At 66.1% G+C, this 23969-nt stretch carries 24 protein-coding genes; 8 read left to right on the plus strand and 16 right to left on the minus strand.

Annotated features, from left to right (window positions below):
- The first annotated feature begins 72 nt into the window (after positions 1–72).
- Positions 73–732, plus strand: coding sequence for a GNAT family N-acetyltransferase (locus IU450_RS28290; protein WP_195152781.1), 660 nt, complete (start codon positions 73–75; stop codon positions 730–732).
- Positions 733–883: 151 nt separating this feature from the next.
- Entirely contained in the window at positions 884–1225 is a 342-nt protein-coding gene (locus tag IU450_RS28295) for a hypothetical protein (RefSeq protein WP_195152782.1), read from the plus strand.
- A gap of 69 nt (positions 1226–1294) precedes the next feature.
- Here the strand turns inward: IU450_RS28295 and IU450_RS28300 are convergent, their stop codons facing one another.
- Entirely contained in the window at positions 1295–2617 is a 1323-nt protein-coding gene (locus tag IU450_RS28300; RefSeq protein ID WP_195152783.1) for a hypothetical protein, read from the minus strand.
- A gap of 2 nt (positions 2618–2619) precedes the next feature.
- Complete coding sequence (locus tag IU450_RS28305) at positions 2620–5319, minus strand: ATP-binding protein (protein WP_195152784.1); 2700 nt, start codon at positions 5317–5319, stop codon at positions 2620–2622.
- 486 nt (positions 5320–5805) lie between these two features.
- Between IU450_RS28305 and IU450_RS28310 the strand changes: the two genes are divergently transcribed.
- The 5 genes from IU450_RS28310 to IU450_RS28330 all read left to right on the plus strand — a co-directional run bounded on the left by IU450_RS28310 (position 5806) and on the right by IU450_RS28330 (position 12360).
- On the plus strand, positions 5806–6648 hold the full coding sequence (locus IU450_RS28310) for an SAM-dependent methyltransferase (RefSeq protein WP_195152785.1): 843 nt from the start codon (positions 5806–5808) through the stop codon (positions 6646–6648).
- Positions 6638–8254, plus strand: a complete 1617-nt coding sequence (locus tag IU450_RS28315; RefSeq protein WP_195152786.1) for an FAD-dependent monooxygenase — start codon at positions 6638–6640, stop codon at positions 8252–8254. The genes IU450_RS28310 and IU450_RS28315 overlap by 11 nt, the downstream gene beginning before the upstream one ends.
- Before the next feature lie 156 nt (positions 8255–8410).
- Complete coding sequence (locus IU450_RS28320) at positions 8411–9709, plus strand: cytochrome P450 (protein WP_416382914.1); 1299 nt, start codon at positions 8411–8413, stop codon at positions 9707–9709.
- Positions 9710–10512: 803 nt separating this feature from the next.
- The gene (locus IU450_RS28325) at positions 10513–10881 is read left to right on the plus strand and encodes a GNAT family N-acetyltransferase (protein WP_195152787.1); all 369 of its coding nucleotides are present in this window, start codon (positions 10513–10515) and stop codon (positions 10879–10881) included.
- A gap of 75 nt (positions 10882–10956) precedes the next feature.
- Complete coding sequence (locus IU450_RS28330) at positions 10957–12360, plus strand: GDP-mannose 4,6-dehydratase (protein ID WP_195152788.1); 1404 nt, start codon at positions 10957–10959, stop codon at positions 12358–12360.
- Here the strand turns inward: IU450_RS28330 and IU450_RS28335 are convergent.
- The 13 genes from IU450_RS28335 to IU450_RS28395 all read right to left on the minus strand — a co-directional run bounded on the left by IU450_RS28335 (position 12357) and on the right by IU450_RS28395 (position 20869).
- On the minus strand, positions 12357–13157 hold the full coding sequence (locus IU450_RS28335; protein ID WP_195152789.1) for a class I SAM-dependent methyltransferase: 801 nt from the start codon (positions 13155–13157) through the stop codon (positions 12357–12359). The genes IU450_RS28330 and IU450_RS28335 overlap by 4 nt on opposite strands.
- Before the next feature lie 6 nt (positions 13158–13163).
- Positions 13164–13736, minus strand: coding sequence for a carbamoyltransferase C-terminal domain-containing protein (locus IU450_RS28340; RefSeq protein WP_195152873.1), 573 nt, complete (start codon positions 13734–13736; stop codon positions 13164–13166).
- 255 nt (positions 13737–13991) lie between these two features.
- Complete coding sequence (locus tag IU450_RS28345) at positions 13992–14342, minus strand: hypothetical protein (protein ID WP_195152790.1); 351 nt, start codon at positions 14340–14342, stop codon at positions 13992–13994.
- On the minus strand, positions 14339–15556 hold the full coding sequence (locus tag IU450_RS28350; RefSeq protein ID WP_195152791.1) for a recombinase family protein: 1218 nt from the start codon (positions 15554–15556) through the stop codon (positions 14339–14341). The genes IU450_RS28345 and IU450_RS28350 overlap by 4 nt, the downstream gene beginning before the upstream one ends.
- Before the next feature lie 382 nt (positions 15557–15938).
- Positions 15939–16559, minus strand: a complete 621-nt coding sequence (locus IU450_RS28355; protein ID WP_195152792.1) for a TetR/AcrR family transcriptional regulator — start codon at positions 16557–16559, stop codon at positions 15939–15941.
- Positions 16556–16756: a cold-shock protein gene (locus tag IU450_RS28360; protein ID WP_067470556.1), complete on the minus strand. Its 201-nt coding sequence runs from the start codon at positions 16754–16756 to the stop codon at positions 16556–16558. Before IU450_RS28360 ends, IU450_RS28355 begins: the two co-directional genes overlap by 4 nt.
- A 91-nt stretch (positions 16757–16847) precedes the next feature.
- Positions 16848–17021 (minus strand): hypothetical protein, encoded by a 174-nt coding sequence (locus IU450_RS28365; protein ID WP_195152793.1) that lies wholly within the window; start codon positions 17019–17021, stop codon positions 16848–16850.
- A gap of 52 nt (positions 17022–17073) precedes the next feature.
- Positions 17074–17982 (minus strand): nucleoside hydrolase, encoded by a 909-nt coding sequence (locus IU450_RS28370; protein WP_195152794.1) that lies wholly within the window; start codon positions 17980–17982, stop codon positions 17074–17076.
- A 56-nt stretch (positions 17983–18038) separates the two neighbouring features.
- Positions 18039–18416, minus strand: a complete 378-nt coding sequence (locus tag IU450_RS28375; RefSeq protein WP_195152795.1) for a hypothetical protein — start codon at positions 18414–18416, stop codon at positions 18039–18041.
- Positions 18413–18949, minus strand: coding sequence for a hypothetical protein (locus IU450_RS28380; protein ID WP_195152796.1), 537 nt, complete (start codon positions 18947–18949; stop codon positions 18413–18415). Before IU450_RS28380 ends, IU450_RS28375 begins: the two co-directional genes overlap by 4 nt.
- Positions 18946–19260, minus strand: a complete 315-nt coding sequence (locus IU450_RS28385; protein WP_195152797.1) for a hypothetical protein — start codon at positions 19258–19260, stop codon at positions 18946–18948. Before IU450_RS28385 ends, IU450_RS28380 begins: the two co-directional genes overlap by 4 nt.
- Positions 19261–19490: 230 nt before the next feature.
- A complete protein-coding gene (locus tag IU450_RS28390; RefSeq protein ID WP_195152798.1) occupies positions 19491–20030 on the minus strand; it encodes a hypothetical protein in 540 nt (179 codons plus the stop codon).
- Positions 20027–20869, minus strand: a complete 843-nt coding sequence (locus tag IU450_RS28395; RefSeq protein WP_195152799.1) for a hypothetical protein — start codon at positions 20867–20869, stop codon at positions 20027–20029. The genes IU450_RS28390 and IU450_RS28395 overlap by 4 nt, the downstream gene beginning before the upstream one ends.
- Before the next feature lie 533 nt (positions 20870–21402).
- Here IU450_RS28395 and IU450_RS28400 point away from each other — a divergent pair.
- The gene (locus IU450_RS28400) at positions 21403–22707 is read left to right on the plus strand and encodes a serine hydrolase domain-containing protein (RefSeq protein ID WP_195152800.1); all 1305 of its coding nucleotides are present in this window, start codon (positions 21403–21405) and stop codon (positions 22705–22707) included.
- On the opposite strand, the gene IU450_RS28405 is transcribed toward IU450_RS28400, so the two are convergent.
- Positions 22688–23875 (minus strand): helix-turn-helix domain-containing protein, encoded by a 1188-nt coding sequence (locus tag IU450_RS28405; RefSeq protein WP_195152801.1) that lies wholly within the window; start codon positions 23873–23875, stop codon positions 22688–22690. The two genes, IU450_RS28400 and IU450_RS28405, sit on opposite strands and share 20 nt — an antisense overlap.
- Positions 23876–23969 lie beyond the last annotated feature (94 nt).

Here is a 23969-nt window from a genome sequence, read left to right on the forward strand (position 1 = left end):
CAACGGCATTCGACGCCTCACACCACGACTCCAAGACCATCCGCACCCCCAAAAAAGACTTTGGAGACAGCTATGCAACCCGCCCCCCGATCCGCCGGACTGACCGTTCAGATCCGCCCTGCCAGCAGCCGCGCCGAGCTACGCGAGTTCACTCGATGGCATCGCCTGGCCGGTGTGCCGCAAGCACGCCGAGCCGGACGCAACCTTGTCGATGTCAGCGATGCGGGGATCCTCTCCACCGGGCTCTCACGCAGCTACGCAGTGTCGGTTCAGAACGCCACCAGCACGCCAGGCAGCGTGCCGACGGTGCTGGCCGCGCGAACGATGGCGCTGGTCGCGCTCGCCCATGGCCGCCCGGTCGGCGGCCTGTCCGCTGGCCCCTCGTTCTTCCTGTGCGCGCAGATCGCGGCCCTCGGTCCCGCGGTGACCCTGCAAGCCGCGCTGACGACGATCAAAATCCACGCACTCGCAGTCCAGCCCGACTACCAGCGGCTCGGCATCGGCACCGCGTTGCTGCGTCACGCGATGACCACCGCCCGCAATGCCGGAGCACGCATCGTGTACGGCCAATTCGACAGCAGCTCTGCCGGACTGGCCGCGTTCTACCGCCGCTGCGGTGTGAACCTGTCCGAACCCGGCGCACCACTGGACCTGGATACGCTCATCGACCTGCCCGCGATTGTCGCGTCTCTACCAGGGGAGACTCTGTTTCATCAGGTGGTGAACCAGTGACCGGCCAGATCGACCGCTATAGGCGAACGGACAACAACCGCTACACCGCTTTCCGATTTCCCCGATCTGTTGGATCGGGATTCGGTGGGTTCGGCATGGGTGTGGCGCTGCGGCGGGGGCGTCGACCGGCTCAGCAGAGTTGGCGCCACCAGTGCGCGGACATCGATTCGGCGCGTGGATGATCAGCGAGATCAGCGATCGGATGTTGTCCTCCCACGACGGCTTGGTCGTGCTGACACCCGTTGCCGAGCACACCGATCCGATTGGCCAGCCGGATCAGCTGGCGACTGCACGGCTTTCCCGCTACTGGCGCACGTGCGGGCTGGTCCCGATCACCGCTTGTCCGGAGTTCCTGTCCCAGTCCAGCGCCTACACCCACCTCGAGGACACACGCGCAGCTCTCGCCGACGTCGCCCGCCGCGACATCACCATCGCCGTCACAGACCTGGCCCGCTGGTCCGAGCAGTACGGCAGCCACGACGAATGGACCTGAACGTGTCGCGCCCACGCCGTCGGCTAATCGAGAGGCGCAGGTGAGCGGGCAGTTTGCCTGCGAGATAGGTCAGTCTGTGGCGGGAGTTCCACTCATTTCGCCAGCAGATACCTGCGCCAGGTACCGCTCGCGCACCGAAGGCGCACTCAACGCCAGCGCACCGGAGATCCAGGCACGGTCCTCACGCGTCGGGTCCTGTTCGTCGAAGGGCCTGGCCAGCGGGCGAACTGCGGTGCCCGCCGGGTCGCTGTCGTAGGGATACGCTCCCCATGTGGCTGCTTCGCGCCACGAGGGATGACACCAGAACGCGGCCATGAGTTCGTAGATGAGTGGTCGCAGATCCTCGATCGGCAGCTTGGTCAGCTGCTCGGTGAAGGCGTACAGCGTCGCTCGGTAGGTGTGGAGTCCCCACGCCTGGGCCGCGGGATTGTCGGGGGTTTGCTGTACTGGTTCGATCTGTCCTGCTGGGGTTTTGCGGTAGCCGGTGACGATTCCGTGGTCGCCCATGCAGAACGTTTCGACGAGAAAGGGTGCGTCGGGCACCCGCCAGTGCAGGCCGTCGCCGGTGGCGGTGTTGTACATATACGCCGCGACCCGGTCGAGGTTGGCGGGGTCGACCGCACGCGGCTCGTAGCCCCACAGCAGCACATGCGGCCGTTGTGGTCTGGTGGTGTGGCAGGCGCGCAGCAGGGAGTCGATCATGCGACCGGTCCATCCGGCATCCACCAACCCGGTTCGTGGGTCGATGAGAAGGCGGTCGGTGGCGTAATCGACGAGCAGGCTGCGAGTTTCGGTGATGCGATCGCCGACGACATCCCGGATCTGGGGTGTGCGGAGGAACCGTCGCATGGCGTCGGCTTGCCGAGGCTGATCGGCGCGGGCGTCGGGATCCAGCGACACCCCGGCAGCGACCAGCATCGGTGTGTAGTCGTCGAGCCGAAGGCCCAGCCGCGCGCACAGATCGACGGCGTTGGATTTCATGAAGCTGTTGAACAGCCACGCCTCCTCGTCGAGCCGCGTGGGGTTGCTGGCGGCCAGGCTCCAGGTCAGGCGGCTGCTGTAGACGTACTCCACCTCGATATCCACGCCGAGGACAGGTGCGAGGCGTCGGGTGATTTCGCAGAAGATCTGCCCGTCGCGGGACAGAAACCGCAGCCGCGCCAGGCCGCGTCGATCGGCTTCGCGCAGCATCCACACGACGGCACCGACCAGCGCTGGTGCCGCCACACCGGCCGCGACATCCCGGATCACCCGCTGGTGTTCGCTGGCTGCCGCAACGAGGGCGCGCGCTGCCCGACTGGCGTCGCGGAACAGGGCGGCCGTGTCGCCGGGGTGTCGGGAGTGGTCGAGCATGATCCGCTCGTAGCGGGTCGCGGCGGCGGGTTCGGGCATTGTCACCATTCTTTCAGCACCATCTCGATGCTGTCGGGGTCGGTGATTCCGTGGCGATGGCAGATCGCCAGTGCTTCTTTCGCTTCCGGTTCCGGGTCCTCGCCGCGTCGCTGTTTCAGGTGTGCGAGGCTGGCGTGGACTCGGGCGATCCACAGGTCGTCGCCGAGGGTGGTGAACAGGGCGTGGGCGTCGACCAGGGCGGTGGTGGCGGTGTCGTAGTCGCCGCAATCGCGGCAGAGCATACCGAGTTGCCGCTGCGCGCGGGCTTGGGCGGGACGGTCGCCGCTGGTGCGGTAGATGATGTCGAAGGCGGTGTCGAGGTGCTGGTGTGCCTGGTCGTAGTCGCCGTTGATGCGGTGGAGGTCGGCCAGACTGAGATGGCAGCGGGCGATCCAGCGGTAATCAGCGATGGATTCGAAGATCACCAGACTACGGGTGAGGTCGGCTTCCGCGTGTGCGCGGTTGTCGGCCAGGCGATAGGCATCGCCTCTGTTGCGCAGGGTGACCGCGATGCCGCGGCGGTCGGCGAGCCGATCGAACAGCGACAGCGCATCGTCGAACCTCTCCAGTGCATGGGCGAGGTTGCCGGCGTTGCGGTGGACGACCGCGATATGCCGCAGGGTGCGCGCCTGCCACCGCTGGTCGTCGAACTCCTCGAAGACCCGCAGCGCTTGCTCGAACATGCCCAGTGCTCGAGTGTTGTTCCACTGGTCGCGGTGCACCAGGCCGTAGCGAACCCGGGTGCGAGCGTGGTCGAGTTCGTCACCGAGGCGGCGGTAGAGCGCGAGGCTTTCTTCGAAGTAGCGGCCTGCGTCGGTGAAGCGGGACAGGCCGCGGCTGGCGTCGCCGAGTCCGTTGAGGATTCCGGCGACGGATCGGTCGTCGGACTCGCACTGGGCGGTCAGCAGTGAGGCGGAGAACGCGTCGAGGGCATCGTCGAGACGGCCCTGGTAGCGGCGGGTGTCGCCGATGAGCTTCATGGTCGCGGCCCATCGGCGATGGTCGCCGAGCTGACGGAAGATTGCGGCTGCGCGGGTCAGCATCGTGGCGGCTTCTTCGAACCTGCCGTGTTCCCGGTGGAGCGCACCGAGACTGCGCAGGATGACTGCTTCGGCATAGCCGTCGGCGGCGACGGCGCGGGCGGCGTCCAAGGCCAGCTCGTGGGTGTGTGCCCACGCCTGCCAGTCCGCGCGCCAATCGAACATCGCCGAGAGCGCGGCGGCGAGCTGCCAGGTGTGCTCCCACAACCCGAAGTGATGGGCAAGGTCCACGGCGGCAACGAGATTGGCCTGTTCGACGGTAAACCATCGCCGCGGGTGGGTGCGGGCGAGATCGACTGCGGCGGCGGCACGGTCGGCGCCGTCGAGGTCGCTGAGTTCGGGGTCGGTTCCTGGGTGCAGGATCGAGGCCGCGGTGTGCACGGCGGTGGTGTAGTCGCCGATGAGTCGTCGCGCGGCGTGGCGGCGCGCCTCGTCGGTGTCGTGACGGGCGGAGCATTCGCGGGCGAAGACGCGGATCAGATCGTGCAGGCGGTAGCGAACCAGGCCGGTGGCATCGAGTCCGGCGATCTCGACCAGCTGGGCATCGACGAGGCTTTCCAGCAGCTGCTCGGCCTTGCTGAGGTCGGTGTCGAGCACAGCGGCGAGGTTCCACGCCGGGAAGCTCGCCGCGGTCAACGCCAGCATCCGGAACGCGGACTGTTCCTCGTCGCTGCGGCTGTGATAGCTCAACCCGAACGAAGCACGCACTTCCAGATCGCCCACGGCCAGCAGGTCGAGGCGGCGGCTCTCATCGGCCAGACGGTCGGCGAACCACGACACCGTCCAACTCGGGCGCGACATCAACCGGGCGCCCGCGATCCGCAACGCCAGCGGAAGCCCACCGCACAGCCGCGCCACCCCCCGCACCGCGTCCGGTTCGGCGTCTGCGCGGTCGGCTCCGATGAGCGCCGAGATCAATCCGATGGCCTCGGCTTCGGGCAGAACATCGACAGGCACGTGCACACCTCCCAGCGTGGCCACGGGTGTGCGGCTGGTGACCAGGACAGCGCACCCGGCGGTGCCGGGAAGCAAAGGCCGCAGCTGAGTTTCGTCAGCGGCGTTGTCAAGCACGACCAACACCCGACGCCCCGCCAGACAACCCCGGTACTTGCGGGCGCGCTCGTCAAGACCTTCAGGAATGTCGGCGCCCTCGACACCGAACTCGCGCAGGAACCCTGCGAGAACCTCGGCCGAATCGGCCGGGCTGGGGTTGGTACCGGCGAGGTCGACATACAGCTGCCCGTCGGGATACACGTGATGGACCTGGTGGGCGACGTGGACCGCCAGCGCGGTCTTGCCCACACCGGCGGTGCCGGACACCGCGGCGATCGTGACCGCAGTGGTCGACTGACTCTCCAGCAGACCCCTCAGCCGAGCGACCTCGTCATCGTGCCCGGTGAACACCTCGGTGTCCGGAGGCAGGTGCATCAGCGTCCGAGCAGAAGGCAGATCACCAGGGGATGGTGGCGGTGGGGTCGGAGCGTAGTCGGGGGCCCAGCCCAGGGCGACGGGGTTGGTGGAGAACAGCCGTGACAGCAGGTCCTGGTAGTCCCAGCTCGGTCGTGCCCCGGCCTCCCATTCCATCCACGAGCGCACGACCAGGCCGCGGGGTTTGAGGTTCTCGCGCCGACACATCTGGTGGAACTCCTCGACCGCCTGCACGACAGTCCATCCCCAGGCGAGCCGATGAGACTTGAATGCTGAATGCCCGCAGTGGCTGGCGATTTCACCGGCGATCGCATGCAGCGATTCGATGGGCGGCAGCTGCCCGTCAGCCAGCTGCCCCACAGCTGTGTCACGGATGCGCTTGGCGCACATCGGCGCGCACGACCGAGACCCGTTGTCACCCATCCCTCATCCGCCCCTGCCACGTACCCGGTGAACAGGCCCCACGGTAGTCCGACCCTGCCGGGCACACCGGCTAATCCCGGCGCGCGGTGATCATCCCGTGTGCCGGATTTCAAGATGAGAGCCCGCCTCCATCCCCGCAACCGTCTGTGCCCAAAACCCGTTGGGCCAGTGGCAATGCGCGGGGAGCACACCCATATCCGTGCGGTGTCCTCTCATCTGTCGCTGATCGCATCCGCCCGAGACGCTGGTCGTCACCGCCGTCCGGCGGTGTCGAAGCAGCAGGAGGGAGGAAGGTAAATGGCGGCAGAAGTCGGCGACCGATTGCGCCGCATCCGGACCGATATCCCGCAATCGGCGCGGATCTGGAACTACTGGATGGGCGGCAAGGACTTCTACGAGATCGACCGCATCGCCGGCGACGCCGGCATCGACGTCGACCCTGACATCACCACCATGGCCGTGCAGTCACGGCAGTTCCTCATCCGCACGGTGCGCTTCCTCGCCCGCGAGGCCGGGGTGCGGCAGTTCCTCGACATCGGCTGCGGGTTACCGGCGATGCATAACACCCATGAGCTCGCCCAAGCCGTCTGCCCGGAGGCGCGGATCGTCTACGTGGACAACGACCCGTTGGTGCTCACGCACGCGCGTGCGCTGCTCACCTCGACCACTCCGAAGGGCTCGGTCACCTACATCGACGCCGACTACCACGATCCCGAGCGGATCATCGCCGACGCCAAGAACGTCCTGAATTTCCACGAGCCGATCGCGGTGATGTTCATGGGCGTCCTCGGCCACGCCAAGACCTACGACGAGCTGCTGCGGATCGTGGGCACCGTCATGGACGCCGTGCCGCCGGGCAGCTATCTGGCGATGTGGGACGGCACCGACGACAGCCGGGCCTACGTCGCCTTGTGCCAGAACTACACCCACACCGGCGCCACCCCCTATATCCCTCGCCCGCAAGCACAGATCAAAGTCGTCTTCGACGGCCTGGAGTTGGTCGCGCCGGGCTTCCTGTCCATCACCCAATGGCGCTCCGGCGACACCGAAGTGGGTGAGATCCGCCCGGTCTCCGCCTATGGCGCGGTCGCCCGCAAACCGTCAACGCAACAGCAAGGAGGGCCAACTCATGTCTCATGATTTCGATGCCTGCAACCGGATCGTCATCGTCGGCGCGGGTCCGGTCGGGTTGATGCTCGCTATCCAGTTGCGGTTGCGGGGAGTGGAGTGCCGAGTGATCGATCAGGCCAGCGGTCCGGCGCCGACGTCACGTGCGTGCGTCGTGCATGCACGGTCGTTGGAGTTGCTCGCTCAGGCCGGGATCGTCGACCCGTTCTTGGAGCAGGGACGTCGCGCCCTCTCGATGGACTACCACTTCTTCCAAGAAAAAGGGGTAGAGGTTGTGCGGCTGGACTTCACGCAACTGCAGGACAGTCGCTATCCCTTCATGCTCACCATCCCTCAGAACCGCATCGAGCAGATCCTGGGCGAGTATCTGTCCGTCCTCGGAGGCGAGATCGAATGGAACATCGAACTGCGGAGGGTCGCCACCGACAGCGCCGGTGTCCCTACCGCACAGGTGATCGACAAAACCAGCGGTCGCGCAGAGGTACTGCATCCACAGTGGCTGATGGGATGCGATGGCCTGCACAGTACCGTCCGACGTCAGATGGGAATCGGCTTCGTCGGCGGCGAGTACACCGCCGACTGGATGCGCATGGGCGACACACCATTGGCCGCGCACCTCGGGCATCCGCTCCCGCTGCCCGATGATCGTCTCCACTACCTCATCGGCGACCGCAGCATGGTGCTACTCATTCGCCTGCCCGGCCCCAACTACCGGGTACTGGTCAGCGACCTGGGCAAGAACTCCGAAGCCGAAATCACCCGCGAGGCGTTCCAGCGAGCGCTCGACGATTACTTCCCCGGCACGACCATCCTGGGGGAGCCGGAAGGTGCAGCGAAGTTCTACATCCGCAATCGCGTCGCGGACACATACCGCCGCGGGAACGTTTTCCTCGCCGGCGACGCCGCCCACATCCACTCACCCGCCGGTGCGCAGGGACTGCTATTGGGACTGCAGGACGCCGCCAACCTGGGGTGGCGGCTCGCGCTCGTCGCCAAGGCAGGCGCCCACGAGTCGGTCCTTGACGGCTATGAACCAGAACGCATCCCGGTCGCCACGCGGGTGATCGAACGGACGAAACGGCTCCATGACCTGCTCATGAACCCCGACATGCCGATCGCCGACCGCCTGGCGATCCTCAGAGCGCCGGGCTTCACTCAGCAGGCTGTGGAGGGGATCTCCGGAATCTCCACCACGTATCGGCACACAGCACCCGACAGCACCGGCACGCCGCGCACCGGTCTCCTGGCCGGAGACCGCGCCCCCGACATTGCCCTCACCTCCCGCCAGAGCGTGCACCACCTGCTGCACCACCCCGGGCACACGGTATTGGCATTCCAACGCACAACACAGGCAACACCAGCATTGGTGGCCTTGCGAACCCGGCTCGCTCAGCGGTTCGGCGACCGGGTGCGAATGTCGGTGATCACCTCCCCCCAACAGCGCAGCGTCGCACCATCCGGAGCGGTTATCGCCGACACCGACGCAGCCCACAAGCTGTACGGCGCCGATGACACCGACACCCTGTGCCTGCTGCGTCCCGACGCCCACATCCACCAACTGTGCGGCATACCAGAGCAGCAAACACTTCTCACCGCACTCGGCGCCGTCTTGACCTGACCGCGGCACACGCAGCCCGCCGCCCCGCTTACACGGTCCTGAGCTGTCGCGCGCCGAAACGGTTCTGCCCCAGGCGCGAATCCCGGCGGGTTCAGACGACGGCCTGCTGGCATGCCCGGTTCTAGCGGGCCGCCCTGCATTCTCTTTGGAGTCACATTGACCACCCCACCTCACCTCACGATGTCCGGCAGATGCCCCGTCGGCCACGGATCACCCAACGACAACGGCGACGAACGCCGAGTACCGCTGTACAACCCGGAGTTCGCCGGTGACCCGCACGGCGCCTACCGGTCGATGCGTGACCAGTTCGGGCCACTAGCGCCGATCGAACTGGCACCGGGCGTCCCAGCGACCTTGGTCCTCGGCTACCGCACGGCCGTCAACATTCTGCAAGACCCAGCCCGCTTCCCCGCCGACCCACGCAAGTGGGAGCAGACGATCCCGCAGGACTCACCTATTCGGGCGATGCTCGGGTGGCAGCCCGCCGCCCGATTCCACGACGGGTCGGCGCACGAGCGCTACCGGCAAGCCTCAGTCGCCGGCATCGCGGGGATTGATTTGCACGGCCTGCACGCCATGATCGAGACAATCGCTATCCCGCAGATCAACACCTTCTGCGGGCGCGGCAGCGCCGATCTGGCCGCCGACTACGCATTCCCGCTCGTCTTCTCGGTCCTCAACCACATCATCGGCTGCTCGCCGGAGATCGGGCGCGACGTCGCGGCCGGTACGGCCGCACGTTTCAACTCCGGCCCCGAAGCCGCCGACGGTATGGCCAAACTCAAGGCGGCGCTGATCAAGCTGATCCGGCACAAGCGCGCCCAGCCCGGCAACGACATCACCTCACGGCTGGCGCACCACAAGGCCAGCCTCACCGACGCCGAGATCCTGGCCCAGCTGATGAGCTTCTACGGCGCGGGCATCGAACCGACGCGCAATCTCATCACCAACACGCTGCTGCTGATGCTCACCGACGAACGTTTCGGCGGCGGTCTGCTCAGCGGAGCCCTGACAACTCGCGACGCCCTCGATGAGGTGTTGTTCACCGACCCACCGATGGCGAACTTCTGCACCACCTACCCGCGCCAGCCGATTATGGTCGACCAAACCTGGATACCGGCCCACCAGCCGGTCCTCATCAGCCTCACCGCCTGCCACCATGACCCCGCCATCGCCAGCGCAGACCGCACCGGCAACCGCTCACATCTGGCGTTCGGCGCCGGGCCGCACGTCTGTCCTGCCAAGGACGTGGCGTACCTGGCCGCGGAACACGCCATCAACCAACTCCTCGATGCGCTTCCCGAAATGCAGCTCGCTGTGCCTGGGAAGCAACTGGAGTGGCGGCCCGGCCCCTTCCACCGGGCATTGACCACATTGCCGGTGCAGTTTCACAAGTCGCCTCCACTGCGCACAGGCGTGCACAGCACAGCCCGCCAGCAGTCGAACGCGGTATGAGTCGAATCGACAGTCACAGGCTTGTTCCGGAGGAGTCGAAGGTGGATGAGACAGAGCCCACCTGGTTGCAGCGTGATGTCCAGCATGGCCACACTCGCAACGTCGAGGAGGGCCGTTCGGGAGTCCCCCGGCCATCGGGATGAGCCAAACCGCCGACGCCGGACACTGGGCGTCACGCAGCAGTTCCTCAACCAGCTGGAGACGGGTAGCCGAAACGGGGATGTCGACAAACCTTCCACAGCATCGGCGATAGTTCCAGGCAGGGGCGTGGCCAGGATCCGAGCAGCGCGCCACAGCCGTCGCCCGCCAGACCACCACACCCGACAGCCGTCACACGCTCCGAAACTGTGACGAGAGAGGAGGGTCGGCGCGAGAGGCCGTCGCCCACGTCACCCCTACCTGTACACACGCAGAGCAAAAACACGGCGGAGCAATCGCCATCGCGAACGGAGCCAAAAGCCAGTACTTCCGCCGCCTGGTCGCTGTAGTCGGCAAACCCGACCAATGGGATGGAGTTGCATTCCCATGCCTCGCCCACATGCGTCAACCCACTCCGGTGAGTCCGGAATCCATACACGCCAAGGGATTCAGCGAGCGACACTCGACGCCTGAGCAAGGCTGCTCGGTACGTCCAATGACACACGATTGGAAGCGCTGTGAGATATCCGGAAGAACCGCTAGTTGGTGCGCTGCCATATGCAGTCGCTCGCGAGGACCTAGAAGTTCCATTCGACAACACGGCACGGGAGAACGAAACGGCCAAGCAACACGGGGGAATCGCTTTCCTCGACCGACATGCGACGGTGGAGGAGTATCTGGCCCTGCGCGGGGCCGCCGGCTGGCATCTGCCGTCGCCATCGCACAGTGCTGCTGCACTGGAGGCGTCCCTTGCCGGGGTCGTCGCCGTGTCGGCAGATCGGCGGACAGTGGGCATGGCCCGGGTGATCGGAGACGGCGCCTTGTATGCGCTACTGGTCGACGTTGTGGTAGCGCCCGACCATCAGCACCAGGGCATCGGGTCGACTATGGTGACGCGGCTGACTGCCTGGGCGCAACGTCGGCGCATTCCGCACACCAGCCTGGCAGCGGACGAAGAAGCGGTGGGCTTCTACCTACGCGCGGGCTTCGCACCGGCGGGACAGTACCTGCGATTCACTGCGAACAGCCGATAATCCGCGACCGAAGTTCGAAATGGCGTTCAATCGTCGGACCTGCGGATTGCCGATCAGTCACGGCCGACGAGAACAATGCGGTCCATTGCTGACACCTTCGCGTGGCTCGGTGTGGCAGGGCTGGAGCCGACCGACGGATTGGAGCGGTACTCCCGGGCTGCCGCGATTGCGCGCACACGGCCTGCTCGTCGTACGACACCTCAGGGAAACCCAAGGACCACAATCGAGATCCGCGCCGCCGTCGCCGCCATGCGACCGCATCGGATCGCGCACCGCGTCCGCGCGGTCGCCGATCCGGGCCTCCTCGACGAGCTCGCCGAGCACCGCATCGTCTTTGACGTGTGCCCGACATCCAACGTGCGCCTCGGCATCACCAGTAACCTGGCCAGCCACCCACTAGGCTGGGCAGCCATGTCCGTTTACCTCGTGACCGGCGCCGCGGGCTTCATCGGCGCGAACTATGTGCATCACCTGCTGGAGTGGGAGCCGGACGCTCAGGTGGTGGCGGTGGACTACATCGGCTTCGCCGGCAATCTGGCGAACCTGGACGCGGTGATCGACCGCATCGTGTTCGAGAAGGCCGATATCGCCGACCTCGAGGTGATGGAGGCCCTCTACCGTCGGCGCCAGCCGGATTTTGTGGTGAATTTCGCGGCGGAGTCGCATAACGACCGCGCGATTCTGGGTCCGTCGTCGTTCATGCGCAGCAACGCCCTCGGCGCGCAAGTGATGGCGGAGTGCAGCCGTCTGGTGCCGGTCCGTTCGCATGTGCACGTGTCGACGATCGAGGTGTACGGGGAGCTGGCGGCCGGGGACAAGTGGTTCACCGAGAGGTCGGCGTTGAACGCGAAGACGCCGTACTCGGCGGCGAAGGCGGCCGGGGATCAGATGGTGCGCGCCTACATGCAGACCTATCCGGAGATGAATATCCGGATGACGCACTGCGCCAACAACTATGGGCCGTTCCAGCTGCCGGAGAAGCTGATCCCCCTCGCGGTGACGAACGTGCTGCGCGGGAAGAAGGTACCGGTCTACGGCGACGGGCTGCAGAGCCGGGACTGGCTGCATGTGGCCGACCACTGTGCCGCGGTGCATCGGGTGCTGCACGCCGAGCTCGACCCCATCCCGGCCGCGGCGGCGACCGACCCGGGGCTGCTGCCGATCTTCGACGTGTCCGCCCGGTTCGAGGTCACCAATATCGACATCGCCGCCATGGTGGTCACCGCACTCGGCCTGAATCCGGACGAGTGGATCGAGCACATCCCGGATCGGCCGAACCACGATCGCCGGTATCTGATCAACCCGGACAAGATCGAGTCCCAGCTGGGCTGGGCGCCGACCCATGACTTCGCGAGCGGGATCGCCGAGACCGTCGCCTGGTATGTCGAGCACCGCGCATGGTGGGAGCAGATCATTGCCGACAAGGGCGAGCTCGGCTTCGACTGGAGCCAGGTCGGTCCGGCGTCGACCCCGCGCTAGGTCTCGGCGGTCAACACGGTGTAGCTCTTCCGGTCGCGCCACGGTCCGTGGTGGCAGGCGAACCAGTCACGCACCTCGACGCTGAGGCTGTGTGCGATCTGCTGACGGTGCGGTGAGTCCTCGGGGACACCGCACGCGAGGCGGGCGAGCACGTCCGCATGCCGGAGCACGCTGTCGGGGGTAGGGAAGACCAGGGCATTGTCACGCCGCCACACGGTGGCATGCCCGAACTCGATGCGCATCAACTCGGCGGCGGCATCAACGTCCAATGGCGTAGCCGTGGTCGGTGTACTGGCCCATATCTGCGTGGCCGAGCGTGTCTCGAACCCGTGCCGGGCGGCGTGTTCGGCGACGAGGGCCCGCAACCTGGGTGCGGTGGCGGTGTGGTTGAGGGTGACAGCGACCCGGCCTCCGGGGCGGGTCACCCGATGCATTTCCGCCAGCCCCGCCGCCGGATCCGACAGGTAGTACAGCACGTGCATCGCGCTCGCGCGATCGAAATCGGCGTAGGGAAACGGCAGATGCAGGGCATCGGCGTGGAAGGCGTGCACGGTGTCGAGCGCGGTGACCAGAGCGACGGCGGCGGGGCGGATATCAGTGCCGACGAGAAAGCCGCGGTGCCCGCTGTCACGGATGGTCCGCAGGAATTGTACTGTGCCGCAAACGATATCAAGGATTCGCTCAGTGCCGGTGGGTGCCAAGCTGGTGCGGACGTCGGTGCTGAGATCGAATCGGTGCTCGGAGTACTGCGCGTGGGTGGCGATCTGTTCGGCGAGCAGCCCCAGCGGCTCGGACACCGGTTGTCACCGCCGGCCGTCGTGTTCGGTGACGATGTGCGAACCGATCACCAGGGCATCGGCCGGGCAGGAGTAGAAGAACGCTAGCGCCTGAGCTGGGTCGGCGATGATCGGTTCCCACCCGGAGTTCAACACCGCGGGAATCCCGGTGCGCGCATGGAACCGCTCGATCAGCCTCCGGTACACACCCGAGCCCGGCGGCACGGTCTGAGGCCGGCTGGTGCCGTCGACATGCGTGGCCGCCACGATCGGGCCGCGATCAGATGTGAGCAGGGTGAACGACATGAACGGTGCGCGAATATCGCTGCGGCCTAACAACTCCTGGACATGTTCGGCCAGCACCGACGGCCCGAAGGGGCGGAACTCTTCGCGCCGCTTGATGCGGTTCACCCGTTCTCGCATCACCGCGGTGGACCGGTCGGCCAACAGCGAGCGCGCACCGAGGACGCGCGGTCCATACTCCATCCGCCCCTGGAACCAGGCGACGATCCGGCCCTCAGCGAGGAGTTCGGCAGCGCTTTCGGCGCGGTCCGGGGTGAGAGTGGAGGTGATCGCGCATTCCCGCAGGACGGCGGCGATGTCTGGTTCTCGATGTCAGTAGATCTGCTGTGTCGGCCCCAAACGCGGGACGATTAACCAAGAGGGCCCTGACGCGGAATATATTGCGCCGCGGCGCATCACTCGTCGAGTGTCTCCTAGTTCTCGGCAGAGCGCCGTCGCTCCGTCGGGTGGAGAGCGTCACGGATGGTCGGGATCGCATCGAGAATGCATTCGATTTGGCAGTAGTCTCGGAGCCGAGCGCGTCGATCCGGTCGGGGAGTTCGAACCACTGGATCACATGCCAGGAGCCGCGGTGAGTTCGGCATGGAGCGCTTTTACTCGTTTGGTCGGCGCTCCTGTTGCCAGGGCGATGTCCCCCAGCGTTGTCGAGTGCAGCGCCAGGGCAGCCACCGCCTCGCGCAAGGCCGTTGTGTAGGTGTCCTCGACGGACCGCAGGTTCTCCAGTTCCGGTGTCACCGCGATGATGGTGACCTCTGCGGTCACGCCGACGTGCGCGAGCCCGTCCTTGATGCTCTTGCGCACCGCCGTCAGCGTCCGCCCGTACCCGTACACTCCGTGCTCGGGAACGTGCGCCACCCAGGTCCGACCGCGCCTGTTGGCCCGGCACTCGATGCTCTCGCTCACGTCGGCTTCTCCATGTCGGCGATTACCTGTTGCACGACCATGTCGGGGATCGGGGTGGGTAAAACGACCTTCCGCGCCCCGATCCGGCACACCGTGTGCGTTTCACTGCTACTGACTGCGGTGACCGTGAGCCCCAGCCGACGGGCCGCAGCGCGGATACGCAACAGAGCGCCGCCGTCCTGCGACCCCGCGCGCAGCGCCGCGGTGACTTCCTGGGCCTGCTTCCACTCGTGCAAGCTGACCACCGGCTCGTGCACGATTCCGGGCGACCACACCCACTCCGAAACCGGGTTCTGCCGGGAATACCCAGGCCGGCCGGTTCGGGTTGCCCGCCGGTTATACACCTGGTGGCCGGTGAGCTTCGGGTTCGTTACCAGGCCCTCCACCAAGTTGTGTGTCCACCGGCCCTCGATCGGGTACCGGTCGGGCTCCGCAGCCAGGATGGCGATGATCTGCGCCGACTTCAGCTGCTCCTCTCGTCGCAGACGGCACAACTCCCGGGCCGCGTCGAACCGGCGCGAGTCGGGATGGGGAGCGAGTTTCCGCTTCGGCCGTGTCGCACCGAATCGTCCCCTCGCCGGCACCGGGGCGGTCTCGTCGACCACCGTGGTGTAGGGGTAGGGCGGGTACCCGTGGTTCCAGCCGTTGATGGCGTGCTGGATCTGCCCGCCCATCGACATCTCCATCAGCGTGGTCCGGTAGATTTCCGCGTCGACCTGGCTGTAGCGACGGGTGCGTAGCCGTCCTGATTCGGTGCCGCCGACTGGTTCGTTGGCGTACACCACCTCCACCCCAGCCTTCCCCAACTCGTGCTCGACGGTGAGGCTGGTCAGCATGGCGCGTGCCACGCGATCCGAGCGCTCGGCCAGCACATGGGTGACGCCAAGCTGCTCAGCCCGGTCCACAAGATCTTGCAGTCCACCGTCCCTGGGAACCGGCACGGCAAGCGCCTCATACATCTCCCGCGGTGCGAGGCTGCGTAGCTGCGGGGGGAGCATCCCGGACTCGACGTCCCAGAAGTAGCCGACGAACTCCTCGCCGGCCTCCAGTCGTTCGGAGGCGAGGACCACCTGCCGTGGCAGCGATGAGGCGGGATTCTGATTGTCTTTGGTGGAGACGCGGCCGACGAACACCGGGCGACGGAGACGCGTGTCCGTCTTCCTGAAGTTCGGCAGGTCGGTGAGGTCGATGGGCGGTTCGAATCGAAAGGTCATAGCCCTTCCTGGCTCTGCTGAAGAAGAACAAACCCCCGAAATCCCTGCCAGTTGACAGCAGTTCCAACCCGGCCTTCCCCTCTTCCAGTCGTCCCCGAATAGTCGTAGACGTGGGCGATGCTCGCTCTGGTGGTGTCGACGCTGACCGGTACGCGGACACCAGTTTGGGTGCAAGATCGGTCTCGATCATGTGGGAACCTTTGAGGTCAGTACAAACGTGGCCAGGGCACGCAAGTCCTAGTCCTGGGCACCCAGGGGCTCGGGTGAACACGGACGGCGATAGGCAGCGAGATGTCGCAGCTGTTTCTGTCGGCGTATCTGGTGAGGTCGGTGCGTCTTCTCGCTTCTGGAAATGCTTCCGCGCTGCGGGCTTCTGGCGGGTTCAGCCGATTCCAGCGGTACGCAGGATGAGCGCGATGTGCGGGCGTATCGCTGTCTGCGGCATGCCGGGGTTGTGCGTGTGTTGGGTGGCCATGCCCACGAGCACCGACAGCAGGAACGAGATCGTGACGTCGAGATCGACCCTCGAATCAGGCGGTGCGGTGGCGGTGGCGAGCATGTCGCGGACGGTGTCGCGCAGGTGGTGCAGACGCTGGTTGGCTTGGGCGCGGCTGGAGGGGTCGAGGTCGGCGAGGTCGAGTTCCAGGCGGATCCAACCCGGCCGCCTCACGAGTATGGAAGCCCACCTGGCCAGAGTGGCGAGGATGTGGTCGCCGTCGCATGGCTGGAAGCGCCGAACCCGTTGGATGGCGTGACGGGCCAGGGTGTCGGCGACTTCGTGGCCGATCTGTTGTTTGTGGCCGAAGTGGGCGAAGAACGTGCCCCGGGTGCATCCCGCGTGCTCAGCGATCCGGTCGATCGATGTCGCGGTGTAGCCGTGGGTGAGCACCAGTTCGGTGCCCGCATGCAGGAGCCGTTGACGGGTCAGCTTCTGCCGCTCCGCACGCGGTGGAGGCGCGGTGATGTCCGTGCTGTCGCAGCGAGCCGGGCTGGACGCGGTCACAGCGGCTGAACTTTCTGGGCGGCAGGTCCTTTGGGTCCTTGGCCGATGGTGAACTGGACGCGCTGGCCGGTTTCGATGGTGCGGAAGCCGTCGGCGAGGATTTCGGAGTGGTGGACGAAGATGTCGCCGCCGCTGTCGCGGGCGATGAACCCGAAGCCTTTGTCGGCGTTGAACCATTTCACGGTGCCGTGTTCCATCCTGGGTGTCCTTGCGGTCGAGGGAGTGTGGTGTTTGACGTGCGGAAAGCCGTGTGCGGGTGTGGCGAGCGGTGTCACCGCTGTTCGGGGGTCAGTGGCCACGTGTGGAAGGTGCGGGGGTGTCGTCGCGGTCGGTTCCGTAGTTGGTGAGCACGTCGTGGGAGGCGGCCTGGGCGCGTCGGCGGGCGAGCGTGGCGATCGCCGCGTAGATGAGGACGGCAGTGATCGAGTAGAGCAGTGTCGTGAGAACGGTGCGGGGGCTCATGGTGTCCGGGTTCCTTGTCGACGTGGTGGGACGGGTGCGTCGGGTCGAGCAGTCAGGGTGTTGGCGGGGTGAGGGGCAGCAGCCCGGACAGCCACGAGAGTGCGGCGGGGTAGTCGATGCGGGTGGAGACTTCGATGACACGTCCGGCGGGGTCACGGTGGATACGGCCGTCCTTGGCGATGCGCACGGTTTCGGTGCCGAACTCGACAATCGGGACTGCGAGCGCGGCGGCCAGGGTGACTGGGTCGTTCATCCAACTGGAGGGACGATGTCCGAACCACTGGGTGGCGTTGGCGGCGATGAGCTCGACGTGCGGTGGTGCATCGACGGCGGTCAGCCAGGTGTAGAGGTGCGAGTCGGGGGTGATGGCGAGGTGGTCGGCGTTGGTGTGGGTGGACAGCACGAGCCGGGGCCGGTGGGCGGCGCGCAGCACGAGCCCGAAGGAAGCGGGGTCCATGCGCGGGTTGTGCGAGGCTCGGCTGGGGTTGCGGTAGAAGTCGAGCCAACCGCCCATCACGGTGAACTCGATCTGCTCGATGTGATGTGGGCAGGTGATGAAGAACTCGGCCACGTTGCTGGCGGGGCCGCATCCGACCCAGATCAGCGGTCGCGTGGAGTTCTCACACGCGCTGGCCACGACCTCCACGACATCGCTGAGCACCGGCCGAGCGTCGGGTACCCGGCCATGCATGACAAACCGGTCCTCGGCGCCGTCGAGTGCACGGCCAGCGACGACCGGCACATCGGTGCGGCCCATCTGGTCGAGTAGTTCTCGGGCGTATCGGGCGCGGTGATTGCCGTTGGTTTCGTCGTTGGTGACCACAATCAGGTTGCGCACCAATTCCGCCGCTATCCACAGAGCGAGGGCATCGTCGAGGTCGTGTCCGATATCGGTGTCGAACACCACGATCGGTGCCGACTCTGCGGCGAATGCGGACGGGGTCAGAAGTTCAGCAGTCACAATGAGTCCTTTGCAGTCGGCCTTCCCCAGCGCCGGGGAGGCTCTGTTGTGGTGGGTCAGGGGCGTGCAGGGATTGGAGTGGGCGGGCAGATGGTGGCGCCGTCGTGGCTGTCGGCGGTGACAACCCGCACGAACGCAGCACTGGTGGTCAGAACACGTTTGCCGTGGGGGAGGTGAGCGTCGTCGGGCACGACGATCAGCCAGACGTCCGGATCACGGGTGGCGTGGCGGGTCAGCGCCGCGACGGTGCCGCCGTGGGTGGTCAGGTCGAGATGCGTTCCACCCCACAGATAGCCCCAACCCTCGGCACGGGCGCGCATCCCCGCGCCGAGGCGGGCGAGGTTGGCACCGGGTGCCAGGTGAGCGGTGTGTATGTAACCGAGCGCGACCGGGGGCGTCGGGGTGATCGTTTTGCGGTGGGGCAAGAACTTCACAACACGCTCCCGCCGCAACGAGTAGCCCACGGAATGTTCGCCGGGCCGGTGACGATGCGCGCGGCGAGCCGGTTGTAGGCGGCGGCCTGCTCGATCAATGTGTTCGCCGCGTCCGAGCTGGGACGGAAGTCGCGGTCTGCGGTCACTTCGCTGGCCCAATAGCGGGTATGGCGCGACAGCATCGCACCGAGACCGTGCGGCTGGGGGCAAGCGTGAGAGGAGTCCAAGGCTTGGTCGCCGAGCGCGTCGTGCACGCGGTGATCGATGCGGGCGATCAGCCCCTGGATATCACGGGTAGCCCGCACGAGAACGTCTGCGGCCACCCGCCATTCCGGCCGCGCTGCCTTGCATCCGATCAGCGCCGCGATCTGACCTAAGGCGTTGAGCTGCCGGTGGTGCGCCGGCAGCAGCCCGACCGTTGCCGTGACGATTTCCGGGTGGGCGTAGTCGGCGCGATCGAACACTCGTGCGCGCAGCGCCCGCCACACGGTGCGGGCGCTGGGAATGCTGGCATACCAGTCGAGTTGCGTCACGGTGTTCCTCCGCGCGCCAGGGTCGAGAGCTGCTCAACCCGGGCGTTATAGGCGCGTTGGGCGGCGAGCACACCGGCCACGGCGGTGTCATCGACTGGCTGTTGTGCGTAGGACACCCACCGCGCCGCCATGGCGGACACCAGCTCCCCGACACCAACCCGCGCGGCAGGGACACCGACGAGCGCGGCGAGCTTCGCGTCGATCGTCCGTTCACACCACGTGATCTCGTCGTCCACCGCATCCCGACCCGAACCGGTCACCTGGCTCCGGCGGTGATGCGCATCCACGATCGACGCCGACAGCATCGCCACCCAATCCGGACTACGGTGACCCGCACGAGCCGGACCGGATCTGGATATCCGATCACGTACCCATGCCTTCGCTCGCCGCCCAGCCGCGGCGAAGGCTTCCCGCAGAGTGGTCGGTGTGGAGTGCGCTGGCAGCCACACGGCGAAGTGCGTGATCCATTCCCCGGCCTGTGGCATCCCGGCCGGGTTCGGAAGATGCGAATGCACCGGTAGTGTCGCTCCTGTCGTGCTGCTCATGATGTTGGGTTGACGCCCCGCCAGCCCAGGGGCAGCTCGATGCGTCGGGCATGAATGTCGGCCAGCAGATCGGCGTAGCCCTCGCGGACTTCGGCGAGGTGGAACCAGGCTTCGTGGCGTGTCTGCTCGTCGCCGGTATGCCGAACGGTCCACCAGGCGTCGGCGAAGGTCTTGGCGACGTGGCTGATCACCTCCCCGAGGGAATGGGTATGCTTGCGCGCGCCGGTCGGGCGCGGCAGGTGAAACACCGCCCACGAATTGACCTGCTCGACCACCTCCGCGATCAGTTTGCGCACGGCCGTTTCATCGGAGTCGGGCGAATGTCGCGGTGCATCCGGATGGCCGGGCAGTAGCGCGGCATGCAGGTCACCGAGTTCACGCGCCCACCCGATCAACGGCGAGTCTTGTTGGAGATGACCGGAGATCGCGGCCAGCAACTGCTCCGGCGCCAACAGCGCCGCCGGACCCGACGCAGGATTCCCGCCAGGTTGCGGTGACATCGGCACCACCCGGCCCAGCTGAATCGCGCCGCTCACAACTGGCCACCCGAACACTCAGCGGGCACAGCAACCGGCGGGGAGTTCTCGGAGGACAGCGTGCAGCGAGTGATCGTGTGCCCCCGGTCGGTGAACCGTTCGGTGTGCGTACACAGCATTGTCAGCGCCGCGACCGGGTCCTCGATGCGGTGGCGGGATTCGGCCAACTCGACCACCAGCAGCCCGTCATCGCGCTGAATCAGGCGGATGACACCGTCTTGGCCACCTGGTCCGAACCCGGGTTCACCTGCTGCCTTGGCTGCGGCGTTGGCGTCATCGACCAACGCCACATACAACGCGTCTACCGCGTTCATCACCTGGGGCCAGCCCCGACGGGTCAGTTCTGCGACCATGTCGAACCGGGTCACAGTCGGAATCGCACCCACAGGCGATTCCACAAGCACTCGCTCGCCCCGGCGGGACACACCCTCGGGTGCGCTGCCCTCCGGCTGTCCACTCTCCGGGAGGCTGGTGGAAGCATCCAGGACATGGATGTGCGCCCGCGGCATTCGCGTGAGCCGCTGGATTACCGCTTTGCCGGACGGGCCGAGGCTGGTGAGATGGGTCCGTGACGGCACGATGAGATGACTACCGCCATAGCCCTCGATCTCCTCCATCACTTGCCACAACAGCTGGGTGCGAGGCGCATCCGCGTCGAACACACGCGTCAGGTCGACATTCCAGGACTGAGCAACCTGCTCCAACCGCCACATGATCGCTGCGGCGGGATTCCGGCGGTCGGCCTCCTCGAGCATCGCCCGCAACACCAGCTCCGGCGCCGTCGGTTCGATGACCACCTGGCCGGGGCCGAAAGAGAAGTACGCCGCATACTCCTGCATCGCGCGGTGAACCGCATCACGACCATCAACGGGCAACAGTTCCGCTTGTGCGTATCCGAACCACATGACAATGACCCCTGCTAGTCCTCATCCAGTCCGGCCGACAAAAGAGCCGCAGCCTGCGCCCACAACTCCGAAGGCACACCGGACTGCGTGTGCAGTACTGCCCGAGCAGCCGTGGCGGTCAGCACCGTGTGCGATACAGCGGTCTCGTTCTCGTTCCGGTCGGCCAGCATCGCTGGTGTGGGCGCGGTCGCTGTCGGTGACTCGGATACTCGCGTGTTGTGCATTCGAGGGCCTCCTTGTCTCGGGGGCACTCGGCGACACGGCTGAGCCGACCTGTTGTCCGATGTAACAACTGGACCGCCTAGCCGCTGCGGTGCTGCGGGATGAAACCGAACGGCTCACACCGAGTGCTGATGTCAGCCTGGCCTGCGGTAATCGCGCGTGGAAGGCTTTTGCTGTCGACAAAAAGCTTGTCCACATGGAGCAGCTCAGGCGTGTGGGATGCTGGTTTCGACGGAGAGGGGCTCATGGATAGCGACTTCCAAACGGCGCTCGCCGCTCGTGTCGCCGAGGTGCAGTCGAGCGCGCGGATCCCGAGTTTGACGATAGCTGTCGGCGTCAATGGCGTGCAGTGGTCGGCCGCTTCCGCGGGATATGCAGACATCGAGAACCACGTTCCGGCCACCGGTGAGAGCTGCTACCGCATCGGGTCGATCACGAAGACGTTCACCGCAGCGCTGACCCTCGTGCTGGCCGACCATGGCGAGTTACCGCTGGACAGCACTGTGGGCAGGTATCTGCCGGGCACGCCGTTTGGGCACCTTCCGTTACGCATGCTGCTGGCACACAGCAGCGGCCTGCAACGCGAAGCGCCTACCGACATGTGGGAGACCATGCGCGGGCCGTCGGCTGCGGAACTTCGTGAGGTATTCCAGCAGGTCGAGCTAGTCGCGGAACCCGGCCAGCGCTGGCATTACTCCAACCTGGGATACGCCATCCTTGGCCAGATCATCGAATCCGTCACCGGCCAAGCGTGCCAAGCCTCGATTGAGCAAACGCTGCTCACACCGTTGGGCCTGAACCAGACGAGCTGGACTTCGCCATCGAACGCCGTGGTCGGGTACAGGCTCGACCCATACGTCGACGCCGTGCACCGCGAGCCAGTGATGGACCAGGCTGCGATCGGTGTCGGCGGCCAGATGTGGTCTACGCCGGGTGATCTGCTGCGCTGGGGACACGCCCTGGTCGGCGGTGAACCAGCTGTACTGCCTGCGGCGGTCGTTGAGAAGATGCACACCCTCCAGGTCATGGTCGACACCGCTGGCTGGACACGCGGGTGGGGCTTGGGCCTGATTTTGGAGCGGCGGGACGACCATATCTTCGCCGGCCACACGGGCGCTATGCCTGGATTCCAGGCGGCGCTGATGCTCGATCGTGGCGCCAACGTGACCGTCGTGGCCTTGGCCAATGCGACACGGGGCATCAAGCCCGCTGATCTCGCCGTGGAAACCCTGCAACTGGCCATCGCCGCGCAGCCGCCGAAGCCCGTTCCGCCGTGGCGCCCGGCGCACTGTCCCGAGCACATCCAACCGATGCTCGGCAGGTGGTGGTCGGAAGCCGATGAAATCGTGTTCCGCTGGGAGCGTGACGGCTTGCATGCGAGCCTCGTGAGTGACCCCGTCGCTGGCGATACCCGCTTCGTGGCAGAAGGCCCCGGACGATTCCGAGCTGCCCAGGGACGGTTCCAGGGCGAGCTGCTGCACGTCACCGAGACTCGTGCGGGTGTCGAAATGCGCTGGGCGACCTACCCTCTCACGCGCACACCGAGATGAAAACCTCCAGGCGAGCCTTGGTATCAGAGATGGCGGGATCTACACAGGCGCGCAGCTTCATGTCGATCGAGCGGAACACACGCAGGACCCGTGGTGTAACGGACCCGGTAGCAACCCCATTCATTGCCTGCTCCAGTGAGACAGCAGCCGCTTCATATTCACCCATCCGCAACTGGGCTTCAGCCTGCTCGAGTTGCCAAATAGTCCGGTTGCGAACGAACACCGCTGGGCTAGCTGAATCCTGCTGGCGCAGCGAGTCGACTGCAGGCCGGAGCTGACCGAGATCCAGCAGAGATGACCCTCGATGACCCGCCAGAGCGGCATCATCGAACACCTCCAGCCACACGGGATCGGGCTCACCCGCGCGATGTCGAGACAACTCGGCCTCCGCATCGAGCAACATCCGCGTACACAAATCAGCCTCACCCATCTTGGCGTGGGCGCGCGCGGCCATAGTCGAGACAAACGCGGTCAAACGACGGTTTCCACTCCGCCGTGCCCATGCCAGCGCCGCATAGGAACGCTCCGCGCCGCGGCCGGGATCGCCAGTCCAGGTGCTCATGAACCCCGCATTCGGTCCACCGACGAACGCGAGCAAATCCAAGGCATCAGCGTGCTCGGCTGCCTTCCGAGCAGCGGCGAACGACTTTTCGGCCAGCACGACACTGCCACGATCGAACAGCATCCAACCCGCCAGTTGATGTGCCTCAGAAATAAGGCGGAGCAACGGATTCCGATGTGCTTCCCCTATCCGGGCGACAACCTGTTTCGCAGCGTCAGCGTAGGCGACGATTTCGTCGAGATGCTCAGCGGCCATCGTGTGATCCGCCGCGCGCACCTCCGCAATGAGATCGCGAAGCGTGAACTCTGCCGAGTCTGGCTCCAGTACAATGCGCCGCCTCGTCGGTCGGGCGAAGTCTGTAAATGGTGCGGCAAGCCGCCTCAAATGCCCGTTCGCCTTCAGGATGTCGTCGAGGCGGTCAACAACGTCAGGTTGCGGGCGCCGCTGCGCCTTCTCGATCTTTGCCAGTAGGTCATGGCTGACAAGAACGAGCGGTGCCAGCTGCCGCAGCGAAAATCCCGCTGCGACACGGCGAGCCTGAAGCTCTGCACCGAACAGAGCTTCGGCGGTGTCACGGGGATCGAACTCACGATGGGCTGGTGCCACCGCGCAATTATTGCGTCCGCTGACCCCTGGGCACCAGGGAACGTGCCATAGGTGGGCAAGACCTCACCGCGGATGCGGTGCAGGACAACTCGTT

The organism is Nocardia abscessus (assembly GCF_015477775.1).
In the GTDB taxonomy this organism is placed as follows: Bacteria; Actinomycetota; Actinomycetes; order Mycobacteriales; family Mycobacteriaceae; genus Nocardia; species Nocardia abscessus_A.

Excerpts from the sequence above, each read along its gene's own strand:
- IU450_RS28310 (WP_195152785.1), top strand. The coding sequence starts at position 5,806 with ATGGCGGCAGAAGTCGGCGACCGATTGCGCCGCATCCGGACCGATATC.
- IU450_RS28315 (WP_195152786.1), top strand. The coding sequence starts at position 6,638 with ATGTCTCATGATTTCGATGCCTGCAACCGGATCGTCATCGTCGGCGCG.
- IU450_RS28400 (WP_195152800.1), top strand. The coding sequence starts at position 21,403 with ATGGATAGCGACTTCCAAACGGCGCTCGCCGCTCGTGTCGCCGAGGTG.
- IU450_RS28360 (WP_067470556.1), bottom strand. The coding sequence starts at position 16,756 with ATGGAACACGGCACCGTGAAATGGTTCAACGCCGACAAAGGCTTCGGG.
- IU450_RS28395 (WP_195152799.1), bottom strand. The coding sequence starts at position 20,869 with ATGCAGGAGTATGCGGCGTACTTCTCTTTCGGCCCCGGCCAGGTGGTC.
- IU450_RS28290 (WP_195152781.1), top strand. The coding sequence starts at position 73 with ATGCAACCCGCCCCCCGATCCGCCGGACTGACCGTTCAGATCCGCCCT.
- IU450_RS28330 (WP_195152788.1), top strand. The coding sequence starts at position 10,957 with ATGCGGTCCATTGCTGACACCTTCGCGTGGCTCGGTGTGGCAGGGCTG.
- IU450_RS28300 (WP_195152783.1), bottom strand. The coding sequence starts at position 2,617 with ATGCCCGAACCCGCCGCCGCGACCCGCTACGAGCGGATCATGCTCGAC.
- IU450_RS28365 (WP_195152793.1), bottom strand. The coding sequence starts at position 17,021 with ATGAGCCCCCGCACCGTTCTCACGACACTGCTCTACTCGATCACTGCC.
- IU450_RS28350 (WP_195152791.1), bottom strand. The coding sequence starts at position 15,556 with ATGACCTTTCGATTCGAACCGCCCATCGACCTCACCGACCTGCCGAAC.